Source organism: Stenotrophomonas sp. a6, from assembly GCF_030913325.1.
Classification (GTDB): Bacteria; Pseudomonadota; Gammaproteobacteria; order Xanthomonadales; family Xanthomonadaceae; genus Stenotrophomonas; species Stenotrophomonas maltophilia.
In genome coordinates, this window is sequence record NZ_CP133161.1 from 18,535 (window position 1) to 30,794 (window position 12,260).

Here is a 12,260-nt window from a genome sequence, read left to right on the forward strand (position 1 = left end):
GGAACAGATCCGCCTACTGGTTCAAGTCGATGTATCCGGACCCGTGAGCACATGACATGAAGATCATCTACTGGCTGGGCATCGCGTTCCTGTGGATGCTTCCGTTGAACCTTCTGTTGCTGACGGGCGGCAAGCCGATCTCCGGCGACGCGCTTGGAGAAGAAGAGCTCGTTGGTTTCGGTGTGGCGGTGTTCGGCGCTGTGGCAGGCGGGATTCTCTATCGCCGTCGCCCGCGGTAGCGTCGAGCCCGCCCGACTCTATCTGGAGCGAAGTCGAGCAAGCTGGACTCTATTTGCCACGGCCGCTTGCAACAGCCAATCTGAGGCTGATGGCTTTCGGGTTCTGGAAGCTGCAACAGCTAGCATGGAAAGCTTGGAGTTACGCGTACTGGCACCGCGTTCTGAGGGAAAATGCTGCCTCTTCTGACATCGATTCTCGGCGGTAGTACCGCGGAGGCAAGAGCGGAAAGAGGAACCTCATGCCGGTAATCCGTACATGCAAGAAGATCATGATGCCGCAGATGTCGGGACAGAGAGTCTAGACGGCCAGTTGTCGAGCATGGGTCCATGCATTGCACACGGGGGAATGATGAAGTTCATACTTTGGGCACCTGTAGTGATATTTGCCCTGTTGTCGTTGAGAGCAACTGTCTTCGTCGTCTATCAAGGGGTAAGTGGATCTCCTTTCGGGGAAGAGGAAATCACTGTCGCTGGGGTTGGGTTGGTCTGCGGCTGGATTGCCTGGGTCATGTACAAAACCCTGATCAGACCGTGGAGGAAGCCGAAGCCCTAATGTAGAGCTGGAGTTGGTGGAGGTATCAACTATTCCGCCGGCGGTGGAACTTCCACTGAAATTGGTATTGGAATTGGCGGCGGTGCATCACCGGGTGAGCTGTCTAAGAAGGATGGCGATTGGGGGAATGGTTGGTGAAGAAGAAATCATTGGCTCATTTGCTTCTATACGCTGTGATTGCGGCCCTGATAGGCGGTACCTATCTTTCAATGTTTGGATCCATTGGAGGTGGCGATTGGACCGGAAAGCCAACAGAATCAGAACTGCGCGCTGCTACCGAGACCTTTGAACTTCCTTCAGGGAGCCATCCCACGAACGTTAAGTTCTTACCGAAGGTCACGTTCCTGGGGGCCGTCTTCGACGCCGAACTCGAATCTGATCCAGAGCAGATCGCCGCTTTCTTCATCAAACAAGCCGCAGAGAAGCGGTGGCGACTGCAGAAAGACAAACGGCAGCGCCATTACAGATTGATGGTCTTCTGCGAGGATCGCCTGGCGCGCTCGGTAGAGCTGACGACAAGAGGCAGTACGGTGAAGCTCTATGGAGGAACCTACTGGGACTCGGACAGGGGCGGCGACTACTACTGCTCTCCTGAGGCCCGGTAAACCACCGACGGCATAACGAACTTGCCTGGATATCGGCTCCAATCGGGAGGAGTACGATGACCTCACCGTCCCCCAAACAACTTCTGCGCGCTCTGGAACAGGATCCAACTCGTCGCGATGAACTTGTCCCCCCCCTGCGGCCTGTTACCGCGATGGGTATGGGTAAACGCCGTCGGCGCAATCAGCAGGCTGCCGGTGCGTGGTGCGATCTTCCGCCCCTGGAACAGGAACTCGGTCTCGCCCTCTTCGAATTCCTCGTTGAGGTACAGCGTCCACAGCACGTGCCGGTGCAGGGTCTCGGCCTGCGCATCCTTGGGGTACAGCTCGCAGTGCCAGTACGGGTAACCGCCCTCGCCCGCCGCATACCACTGCAGGTTGATGGCGCCCGGGCGCAGGCAGGTGCGGGCCAGGTCGGCCAGCTGCTGCTGCGGCATGTCAGGGAAGTCCTCGGCAGACAGGCGTCGCGGTTGGCCCTTGCTGTCCTGGATCTGCAACATCAGCGGCGCGATCAATGCCTGTGGATAACGGCGTAGATAAGTCAGCAGGCCGTTGAACACCGCGTGCTGCAGCTGATGGTCCACATCCTGCCAGCCATCAAGGCCGCTGATGCGCAGATCCTTGCTGTGCTTGAGTTCCGGGAACACGCCACTGCCCACGGCACCGGGCTGCAGGCCACGCGCCGCCCGCATGCGCTCGACGATCGCCGCGCAGACCTCGCTGGGGACCGCGTTGTGGATGACCTCGATGAAATCGACCGGGCCCTGCTCGTGCATGCGTGCATTCCTTAGGCGGCAACGGCTTGATGGTGCCGTTTGCCGCCCTCGGTGTCACCCCACGGTCATGTCATCGATCTGCCATGACCGTCGTCAGGCAACCGCCAATCAGCCCTGCGCGTCGTCGTGCGCGCGGTGGTAGCGCACGGCTTCGGCCACTTCCTCGCGCGAACCCAGGAACACCGGCACGCGCTGGTGCAGCTGGTCGGGCTGGATGTCGAGGATGCGCTCGCGGCCGGTCCAGGCGGCGCCGCCGGCCTGTTCGACCAGCAGGCCCATCGGGTTGGCCTCGTACATCAGGCGCAGCTTGCCGGCCTTGGATGGATCCTTCTTGTCCCACGGGTAGATGAAGATGCCGCCGCGGGTCAGGATGCGGTGCACGTCGGCGACCATGCTGGCGATCCAGCGCATGTTGAAGTTCTTGCCGCGCGTGCCTTCCTTGCCCGCCAGCAGATCACCGACATAGGCCTGCATCGGTGCTTCCCAGTGGCGCTGGTTGGACATGTTGATCGCGAACTCCTGGGTAGCCGCCGGAATCTGCATGTTCTCGGTGGTCAGCACGAACTCGCCCTTCTCACGGTCCAGGGTGAAGGCGTGGGTGCCATGGCCGACGGTCAGCACCAGCTGGGTGCTGGGCCCGTAGATGCAGTAGCCGGCGGCGATCTGCTTGCTGCCCGGCTGCAGGAAGGCGTCGTCGCCCGGCAGTTCGACATTGGTCGGGCAGCGCAGCACCGAGAAGATGGTGCCGACGGAGACGTTGACGTCGATGTTGGAGCTGCCGTCGAGGGGATCGAACAGCAGCAGGAAATCACCGCGCGGGTAGATGTCCGGCACCGGCTGGCTGTGGTCCATTTCCTCCGAGGCGCACGCGGCGAGGTGGCCACCCCAGGCGTTCGCTTCAAGCAGGATCTCGTTGCTGATCACGTCCAGCTTCTTCTGCGCCTCGCCCTGCACGTTACCGGTACCGGCATCGCCCAGCACGCCACCGAGGGCGCCCTTGCTGACGGCGATGGAGATGCTGGTGCAGGCGCGGGCGACGACCGCGATCAGCTGGCGCAGGTCGGCGTTGATGCGGCCGGCGTGCTGTTCCTGGATCAGGAAGCGGGTCAACGAAGTACGGGACATGAGCGGGCAGGTCTCGGCAGCGGGAAAACGCCTATTGTCGCCCGTATGGCGGGGCCGTGCGTGAGCGCGGGAAGGCGTAATCGTTTCCAGATGCGTTGCGCTCGTGGCGCCTTCCTTTTGTCGAGGCTCACGGGAGGGGGAGGCGATGCAGGACACGCTGCAAGTACGTCCATGTAAGCTCGATGGCGCCTTGCTCGTGTGCGCTGTCCTGCGCACACGGCAAGACCGGGGTGGGGGCGTCCTGCCCAACCCGCCCGAGGCATGCCTCGGGCCCATGGCGCCAACGGTCCTGCATCGCCTCCCCCTCCCGCGCGCTTCAGGGTTCGCCGCGAGCGCGGTGGGAGGGTAAGAACAAAAGCAAAAAACAAAGGCGCCTTTCGGCGCCTTTGTCTTCAAGCTACTGGAGCGTTGTTTCAGCCCTTGGCGACGGTGGCCACGGCCTTGGCGACGTATTCCAGGTTGTTCTGGTTCAACGCCGCCACGCAGATGCGGCCGGTGCCGACGGCGTAGATGCCGAACTCGTCGCGCAGACGCTCGACCTGCTCGCGGCTCAGGCCGGAGTAGGAGAACATGCCGGCCTGTTCGTTGATGAAACCGAACTGCGGCGCGCCAGCGGCAGCCAGCTTCTCGACCAGGCCCTGGCGCAGGGCGTGGATGCGCTCGCGCATCTCGGTCAGCTCCTGCTCCCACATCGCACGCAGTTCCGGGTTGGTCAGCACGCCGGCCACCAGCGCAGCACCGTGGGTGGATGGGCTGGAGTAGATGGTGCGGATCACGCGCTTGACCTGCGACTGCACCGCCTTGGCGTCAGCGGCGGTCGGTGCCACCATCGACAGCGCACCCACGCGCTCGCCGTACAGCGAGAACGACTTGGAGTACGAGTTGGCGACGATGAAGCTGTCGATGCCGGCTTCGGCGATGATGCGCACGGCGGCGCCGTCCTGCTCGATGCCCTTGTCGAAGCCCTGGTAGGCCATGTCGATGAAGGGGAACAGCTGCTTGTCCTTCAGCAGCTGCGCGACCTGCTTCCACTGGGTGACCGTCAGGTCGGCACCGGTGGGGTTGTGGCAGCAGGCGTGCAGCAGCACCACGGTGCCGGCGTCCAGCTTGCCCAGGTCGGCCAGCATGCCGTCGAAATCGACGCCATGGGTGCTCGGGTCGAAGTAGGTGTAATCCAGCACGTCGAAACCAGCGGCGCTGAACACCGCACGGTGGTTTTCCCAGCTCGGGTTGCTCAGCGCAACGGTGGCGTGCGGCAGCAGCTTCTTCAGCACGTCGGCGCCGACGCGCAGCGCACCGCTGCCGCCGACGGTCTGTGCGGTGGTGACGCGGCCGGCGGCCAGCAGCGGCGAGTCCTTGCCGAACACCAGCTCACGCGTCGCCTGCGTGTACGCCGGCAGGCCATCGATCGGCAGGTAGCCGCGCGGTTTGGCCTCGGCGGCGAGCTGCTGCTCGATCTGCTTGACGGCGCGCAGCAGCGGAATGCGGCCGCTCTCGTCGTAGTAGATGCCCACACCCAGGTTGACCTTGGTCGGGCGGCTGTCGGCGTTGTACGCCTCGGTCAGGCCCAGGATCGGGTCGCCTGGGACCAGTTCCACGTTTGCAAAGAAGGACACGGCGGTACTCGTTCGGTAGACGGAAAGGGGGAGGAAGTGCGCTACGCGGTCCGCGGCTTTTCGGCCGGAAACAGCCCATCGTAACAAAGCCTGCCGGGGCTGGCCGCCGCCATCGTCATCCGCGGCCCCGTACCATGGCGTGCGTTGCCGCCCGATCCATCAACCTGAATCATGAATCCCGCCGCACGACACCGTTGCCTGCCGCTGTCCGCCCTGCTGCTGTCGCCCTGGACGGCGGTGGCCGAGCCTGCGCCCACCGCCCTGCCTGCGGTGCAGGTACAGGCCGCCCGGGTGCCGGGCATCGATCCGTTTGCGCTGCCGGCCAGCCAGGACACGGTCTGGATCGACGCCAGCCGCGCGGGCACCGGCGCGCAGCTGTCTGAGGCCTTGGCCGGGGTCCCCGGACTGCTGGCACGTGACCGGCAGAACTTCGCCCAGGACACGCAGCTGTCGATTCGTGGCTTCGGCGCACGCTCGACCTTTGGCGTGCGCGGGGTGCGGGTGCTGATCGACGGGGTGCCGGCGACCATGCCTGACGGCCAGGGTCAGCTGTCGCATGCCAGCCTGTTGGGCGCCGAGCGCATCGAGGTGCTGCGCGGGCCGTTCTCGGCGTTGTACGGCAATTCCTCCGGCGGCGTGCTGCAGGTCTGGAGCGCGCAGGGCCAGGCCGGCGACCCTTGGCGGTTGCGCGTGAATGCCGGCGCCGACAACACGCTCAGTGTCGGTGCGCAGCTGAAGGGTGCCGGTCAAGTGCTGGACTACAACATCGCCGCCAATCACTTCCGCACCGATGGCTGGCGGGACCATAGCCGCGCGCGCCGTGAATCGCTCAACGCACGCATCGGTGGAGAGCTGGGCGGCGGGCGGCTGGAGCTGCTGCTCAATGCGCTTGACGCCCCCGATGCGCAGGATCCGCTGGGCCTGACCCGTGCCCAGGTGGCGGCTGATCCGCGCCAGGCCACGGCAGTCGCGCACCAGTACAACACCCGCAAAACCGTGCGCCAGCAGCAGGCCGGCCTGCGCTGGACCCGTGAAACGGGAGCGCAGCGCTGGCAATTGATGGGCTATGCCGGCCAGCGCGCGGTACGCCAGTACCTGCCGATTCCGCCGGCACCCCAGACCAACAGCCCGCTGCATGCCGGCGGCGTGATCGATCTGCAGGGCGGCTATGGCGGGCTGGACGCGCGCTGGGGCTGGCACGGTGATCTGGCCGGGCGACCGCTGGACCTGGTAGCCGGGCTCAGCGCCGACCGCCAGCGCCAGCACCGCACCGGCTTCGAGAACTTCATCGGCAGCGCCTTGGGCGTGCGTGGGCGGCTGCGTCGTGACCAGATCGACGTCGTGCAGAACGTGGATCAGTTCACCCAGGCCTGGTGGCAATGGAGCCCGCGTTGGTCGCTGCTGGCCGGGCTGCGCCACAGCGCCGTGCGATTCGAATCGAATGACCGCTACATCGTCGGCGCCAACCCCGACGACAGTGGCCACCGCCGCTACCAGGCGACCACGCCGGTGGCAGGCGTCAGCTTCGAGGCCAGCCCGCAGTGGCGGCTGCACGCGGCCGTGGGGCGTGGTTTCGAGACCCCCACCTTCAACGAACTGGGCTATCGCGCCGACGGCCAAGCCGGGCTGGCACTGGATCTGGCCGCCGCGCGCAGCCGCTCCATCGAGGTTGGCAGCAAGTGGCACGCACAGGATGGCAACCAACTCGATATCAGCCTGTTCCGTGCAGATACCGACGACGAGCTGGCCGTTGCCAGCAATATCGGCGGACGCAGCACCTACCGCAACATTGGCCGCACCCGCCGCCAGGGGCTGGAGCTGCAGTACCGACAGCCGCTGGCCGAGCACCTGGAACTGCAGCTGGCGTGGACCTGGCTGCAGGCGCAGGTGCGCTCGCCGTACCTGACCTCGAACACCCTGGTCGCTGCAGGCAGCCGCCTGCCCGGCGTGCCGCGCCAGCAGGCCTTCGCCCGGCTGCAGTGGAGCCCTGCCGATTGGCAGTGGGCGCTGGAGGCAACGGCCAGCAGCGATACCGTGGTCAATGACGTGGCCACCGAGCGCGCGCCGGGCTACGCCCTGCTGCACCTGGAAGCCGGCCGTCGATGGACGCTGCCGGGCGGCGAGCTGCGCGCCCTCGCCAGGCTGGAGAACGTGCTGGACCAGGCCTACATCGGCTCGGTGATCGTCAATGACGGCAATGGTCGCTTCTACGAGCCGGGACCGGGACGGCGAGCCAACGTCGGCCTGCAATGGTCGTGGCGTTGAGTTGGTAGTGCCGGCCGCTGGCCGGCATCGCTCTGTGTAGGGCAGCCCAGACGTTGCCGGCCAGCGGCCGGCACTACCGGTCAGTCGGGGGCTTTGGCTGGCACGAACGGCGAGGTCGGGTCGCTGGCCGGGAAGGTCTCCTCCAGCGCCTCGTCCTGGTTGTCGCTGGCGCGCTGCTTGCGTTCACGGCGCTTGAGCGGGCTCTCCTGGCCACCGCGATGGCGGTCGCCGCCATCCTTGCGGTCCTGGGCCGCCTGTTCAGCCTCGTGCTTCACCGGCAGGTGGTCGTGCTCGGCATCGAAGAACGGCGCGCCGGTTCCGCGGTAGTCGGCGTTGTCGGCATCGCGCTTGCCGCGCTGCTCGCCGGGAATGGGCGGGTGGTTCTCCCGCAGCGGGTCTCGCGAGGTCTCTCGGCTCATGGTCTGGTACCTGCCCTTGGGGGGATTCCACTACACCGCCCCGCAGGTAAAGCCGTTGCGAACCTGGCGTCATGAACATCTCGCTCACCCCCCGGTAACGGCACCGCGCGTATTCCTGCCCACCCGCCCCCGCTGCAGGAGCCGGCCATGCCCCGTCTTGAACGACCCGCACCGTCCGTGTTCAACGCCCTGCTCGATCCGCTCGGCCAGCGCACCGCGCAGCGCCGTACGCGTCGCCATGAAGACCCCCAGGCGGTGGCGCAGGACTACCTGCAGTACATGCTCAGCGACTACGAGGAGCGCCGCGGGCAGAGCCACCGGAACTGGCGCGACCTGTGCCCGGTGTATGCCTTCGCGTTGACCACGCATGCTGCGGATTGGCCACGCGGTGATGCCGCCGATACCTGCGAGGAACTGGCCGAGCACTGGGAACAGATGCGCGGGCAGTCACGGTTGGGCTGGTCGCAGGCGCGGCCGGTGGTGGAAGACGCCTGGCGCGCGCTGGACCATATTCCGGCGGCGGCGGTGAGGCCGTTGCTGCAGTAGTGCCGGCCGCTGGCCGGCAACCCCAGGAAACTTCAGGCCGCGAGCTCTGCCGGCCAGCGGCCGGCACTACCGCATCTGCGTAGAACCCACGTGCACGGTATCGACACGGGTGGTTTACACCGCCCATCCGAAGCTGGATGCCCTGCCCCGCCAAAGGTACGCCCATGGCCCGCCCGATCTGGACCGGCACGCTGTCGTTTGGCCTGCTCAACGTGCCGGTGTCGCTGATGTCCGGCGAACGCAAGGTCGACCTGCAGTTCCGCATGCTCGATTCCCGCGACCGCAAGCCGATCCGTTTCGAACGGGTCAACGCCGACACCGGCGAGGAAGTGCCCTGGAAGGACATCGTCAAAGCCTATGAGTACGACAAGGGCAGTTATGTCGTGCTGGAGGAAGGTGATATCCGCTCGGCCGCGCCTGAAAGCCACGAAGCGGTTGAGGTGGAATCATTCGTGGATGCGGCGCAGATCGACCCGCGCTATTACGAGAAACCGTATCTGCTGGTGCCCGGCAAGAAGGCCGAGAAGGGCTATGTGCTGCTGCGCGAAACGTTGCGCAGCACCGGCAAGGTGGGCATCGCGCGGGTGGTGGTGCGTACGCGCGAATACCTGTGTGCGGTGATGCCGCATGAGGACGCGCTGGTGCTGATGATCCTGCGCTATCCGCAGGAACTGGTGGATCCCGAGGACTACAAGCTGCCCACCGGCAAACTGTCCGACTACCGCATCACCAGCAAGGAAACGGCGATGGCCGAGCAGTTGATCGAGTCGATGGCCGGCGACTGGGATCCGTCGCAGTACCACGATGAATTCCGCGAGCGCCTGCAGCAGGTGTTGAACGAGCGCATCAAGTCCAAGGGCGGCACCACGCGGGTGGACGATGAGCCGGCACCGCGCGAGGACGCCAGTACCAATGTGGTCGACTTCATGGCGCTGCTGCAGAAGAGCCTGGACGCGAACAAGCGAACGCCAGCGAAGAAGGCCGCAACGCGCAAAGCAGCCGCCAAGTCGCCAGTGAAGAAGGCCGCAAAGAAGACAACGAAGAAGGCTGCAAAGAAGACCGCACCCCGACGCAAGGCGGGGTGAGCCATGTCGTTGCACCAGTATCGGCGCAAACGCCGGCTTGGCGGTGGCGCCGGGCAGACAACGGAGCCCGACGACACGCCCGCACCGGGCGACCCGAAGCAGCGGCCGACCTTTGTCATCCAGCTGCACCATGCCAGCTCGCGTCACTATGACTTCCGCCTGGAAATGGACGGCGTACTGAAGAGCTGGGCGGTGCCCAAGGGGCCTTCCCTGCGCGTCGGTGAAAAGCGGCTGGCCGTGGAAGTGGAAGACCATCCGCTCTCCTACGCCGGTTTCGAGGGAGACATTCCTGAAGGCCACTATGGTGCGGGCCACGTGGAAGTCTTCGATCACGGCACCTGGGCCTGTGAAGGCGATCCACTGCAGGCACTGGCGGCGGGCAGGATCGACTTCGTGCTGCATGGACAACGCCTGGCCGGTGGCTGGAAGCTGGTGCGGACCGCGATGAAAGGACGCCAGGTGCAGTGGCTGTTGATCAAGCGCGGTGACGGGGAAGCGCGCGACGCGGAGGCGGATGACCTGCTGACGGCACCGATGCCCAAACGAACACCTGCGGCGAAGAAGCGTTCCGCGGACAAGACGGCGCGAGCTGCACCCGTAGCACGCACGACCACACGCAAGGCCGATGTGCGCTGGCATGCACGCGCGCTGCAACTGCACGGCGCACGTGACGCACCCTACCCGCATGCATTCAAACCGCAGTTGACCGATCATCGCGACAGTGCGCCGGACGGCGACCGCTGGCTTCACGAGATCAAGTGGGATGGCTATCGCCTGCTGGCGGATCTGCACAATGGCGAGGTCAAGCTGCGCTCCCGCAATGGTCTGGATTGGACCGGTGATTTTCCCGAAGTGGTGCAGGCCGTGCAGGCGCTGCCGGTGCGCGATGCACGCCTGGACGGCGAACTGGTGGTGCTGGACAAGGAGGGACGCAGTGACTTCGCAGCGTTGCAGCGGGTGATCGACGGCAGTTCGAAGCAACCGCTGCGCTACATCATGTTCGATCTTCCGGGCGTGGCTGGAGCGGATATCAGTCGTGCGCCGTTGCTGGAGCGCAAAGCACTCCTGAAAGAGCTCATTGGGCCGGCGCCTGGCACCCTGGCCTTCAGCGAGCACGTGATCGACCATGGCCCGCAGGTGTTCGATGCCAGTGGCAAGGCCGGATTCGAAGGCATCGTCAGCAAGCAGGTGGATGCCCCGTACGTGAATACCCGCGCGCGCAGCTGGGTGAAGGTGAAGCACGAAGACACCGACGAGTTCCTGATCGTCGGCTACACGGCACCCAAGGGTTCCCGGGTGGGGTTCGGCTCGCTGCTGCTGGCGACGCCGGACAAGGGCGGCTTGCGCTATGTGGGCCGCGTTGGCACCGGTTTCGACGACCAAAGCCTGCGCGCGCTGCTCAAGGCACTGCAGCCATTGGTGGTGAAGACGCCCGTGCTGCAGCTGCCGGCGCATGTGCCGTTCCGCGCTGCCAGCGTACGCTGGGTGAAGCCGGTGGCGGTTGCCGAGGTGGCCTTCCGTGGCTGGGGCAAGGAAGGCCTGCTGCGCCAGGCCAGTTTCAAGCGACTGCGCAGCGACAAGCAGAAGGAGGACCTGGGAATGAGCACCGCAGAAACCGAAACCGGAGGCGAGGTCGAGATCACTCATCCGGAGCGGGTGGTGTTTCCAAGGCAGAAACTGCGCAAGGGTGACGTGGCCGATTACTACCAGCGCATGGCGCGCTGGATCCTGCCCGAGATTGCCGGACGTCCGCTGTCACTGCTGCGCTGCCCGGACGGCGTGGGCAAGGCCTGCTTCTTCCAGAAGCACCATGGCCCCGGCCTGGGGGACGCGGTACATGCGGTACCCCTGCAGCAGAAGAGCGGCCGCGAGGATTACGTCTACGTCGACGATGCGCGGGGCCTGCTGCAGCTGGTGCAGATGAATACCCTGGAACTGCATCCGTGGGGCGCGACCGTGGCCGATCCCGAGCACCCGGATCGTCTGGTGTTCGATCTCGACCCCGGCGAAGGGGTGAGCTGGGCACAGGTGAAGGCCGCTGCGCGCGATGTCCGTGACCGCCTGCAGGAGGTGGGCCTGCAGAGCTTCGTGCGGCTGTCCGGTGGCAAGGGCGTGCACGTGGTGGTGCCGCTGCAGCCCAAGGCTGGCTGGGACGAGGCCAAGGCGTTCTGCGAGGCGTTCGCGCAGGCAATGGCGCTGGAGCAGCCTGATCGCTACGTGGCGACGATGAGCAAGGCCAAGCGCGGCGGCGTGATCTTCATCGATTGGCTGCGCAACACACGCGGTGCCACCAGCGTGTGTTCGTGGTCGCTGCGCGCGCGCGATGCTGCCGGCGTGGCGGTGCCGCTGCGCTGGGAAGAACTGGCCCGGGTGAGCGCGGCCGATGCGTTTCCGATGGCCAAGGCGCTGGCGCGCGCCAAGCGGCTGAAGGGCGACCCATGGCAGGGCATCGCGCGGTTGAAGCAGAGGCTGCCGTCGCTGAAGCGGTAGTGCCGGCCGCTGGCCGGCAACCTCGGCCATCCTGCAGTTGCCGGCCGGCGGCCGGCACTACCTGCATGCGCTCAGCGCAGATCGCGCGAGGGGCGGCGGCCGAACCACCAGCCCACCAGCAGCTGCAACGGCAGCGATGCCAACAGCGAAATGACGAACCAGAACGGGAAGTCCGCACCCGCCGTCCACATCGCGTAGCCACAGCCCAGCGCGATCAGCGACCAGATCGAGAAGCCATGTGAACGCGGCCAGCACGGCGCGTAATAGGTGGCGAAGGAAATGCCGGCGACGCCACCGAGTACGCTGAAGGCCAGGTCCCACCCCAGCTGCACGCTGTTGCTGTCCGGCGACAGGCCCAGCAACGGCGGCAGCCAGCCGGCGACGCTGCTGACCAGCGCAAGCGACAGCACGCCGCCGATCAGGGCGACGATGGACAGGAACAGGGTCTTGAGCAGGCCAGGCATGCGCGTATTGTACGGCTGCCACAGAGTGCCCGCGTTGCCGGCCAGCGGCCGGCACTACCGAACCGACTGGGGTTTTGCCG

General features: G+C 65.7%; 11 protein-coding genes. 6 read left to right on the top strand and 5 right to left on the bottom strand.

Going from position 1 to position 12,260, the window contains the following annotated elements:
• The first annotated feature begins 56 nt into the window (after nt 1–56).
• On the top strand, nt 57–239 hold the full coding sequence (locus Q9Q79_RS00090) for a hypothetical protein (RefSeq protein WP_223846460.1): 183 nt from the start codon (nt 57–59) through the stop codon (nt 237–239).
• A gap of 687 nt (nt 240–926) precedes the next feature.
• Nucleotides 927–1,397, top strand: coding sequence for a hypothetical protein (locus Q9Q79_RS00095; RefSeq protein ID WP_197633364.1), 471 nt, complete (start codon nt 927–929; stop codon nt 1,395–1,397).
• A gap of 62 nt (nt 1,398–1,459) precedes the next feature.
• On the opposite strand, the gene Q9Q79_RS00100 is transcribed toward Q9Q79_RS00095, so the two are convergent.
• From Q9Q79_RS00100 to Q9Q79_RS00110, 3 genes are all read right to left on the bottom strand, one after another.
• Entirely contained in the window at nt 1,460–2,170 is a 711-nt protein-coding gene (locus Q9Q79_RS00100; protein WP_024958796.1) for a 2OG-Fe(II) oxygenase, read from the bottom strand.
• Nucleotides 2,171–2,278: 108 nt separating this feature from the next.
• Complete coding sequence (locus Q9Q79_RS00105; protein WP_043035283.1) at nt 2,279–3,295, bottom strand: class 1 fructose-bisphosphatase; 1,017 nt, start codon at nt 3,293–3,295, stop codon at nt 2,279–2,281.
• 413 nt (nt 3,296–3,708) lie between these two features.
• Nucleotides 3,709–4,911, bottom strand: a complete 1,203-nt coding sequence (locus Q9Q79_RS00110; RefSeq protein ID WP_005411770.1) for an amino acid aminotransferase — start codon at nt 4,909–4,911, stop codon at nt 3,709–3,711.
• A gap of 171 nt (nt 4,912–5,082) precedes the next feature.
• Here Q9Q79_RS00110 and Q9Q79_RS00115 point away from each other — a divergent pair, with 171 nt between their 5' ends.
• Nucleotides 5,083–7,176 (top strand): TonB-dependent receptor, encoded by a 2,094-nt coding sequence (locus Q9Q79_RS00115; protein ID WP_201863878.1) that lies wholly within the window; start codon nt 5,083–5,085, stop codon nt 7,174–7,176.
• Between the two features lie 80 nt (nt 7,177–7,256).
• Here Q9Q79_RS00115 and Q9Q79_RS00120 read toward each other — a convergent pair whose 3' ends face one another.
• Nucleotides 7,257–7,595, bottom strand: coding sequence for a hypothetical protein (locus Q9Q79_RS00120; protein WP_005411772.1), 339 nt, complete (start codon nt 7,593–7,595; stop codon nt 7,257–7,259).
• Nucleotides 7,596–7,742: 147 nt separating this feature from the next.
• On the opposite strand from Q9Q79_RS00120, the gene Q9Q79_RS00125 reads away from it, so the two are divergent.
• The 3 genes from Q9Q79_RS00125 to ligD all read left to right on the top strand — a co-directional run bounded on the left by Q9Q79_RS00125 (nt 7,743) and on the right by ligD (nt 11,716).
• Complete coding sequence (locus Q9Q79_RS00125; protein WP_014035432.1) at nt 7,743–8,141, top strand: hypothetical protein; 399 nt, start codon at nt 7,743–7,745, stop codon at nt 8,139–8,141.
• 164 nt (nt 8,142–8,305) lie between these two features.
• A complete protein-coding gene (locus Q9Q79_RS00130; protein WP_201863879.1) occupies nt 8,306–9,226 on the top strand; it encodes a Ku protein in 921 nt (306 codons plus the stop codon).
• 3 nt (nt 9,227–9,229) lie between these two features.
• On the top strand, nt 9,230–11,716 hold the full coding sequence (gene ligD / locus Q9Q79_RS00135; protein ID WP_201863881.1) for a DNA ligase D: 2,487 nt from the start codon (nt 9,230–9,232) through the stop codon (nt 11,714–11,716).
• Between the two features lie 71 nt (nt 11,717–11,787).
• On the opposite strand, the gene Q9Q79_RS00140 is transcribed toward ligD, so the two are convergent.
• On the bottom strand, nt 11,788–12,180 hold the full coding sequence (locus Q9Q79_RS00140; protein WP_005411776.1) for a hypothetical protein: 393 nt from the start codon (nt 12,178–12,180) through the stop codon (nt 11,788–11,790).
• Nucleotides 12,181–12,260: the final 80 nt, after the last annotated feature.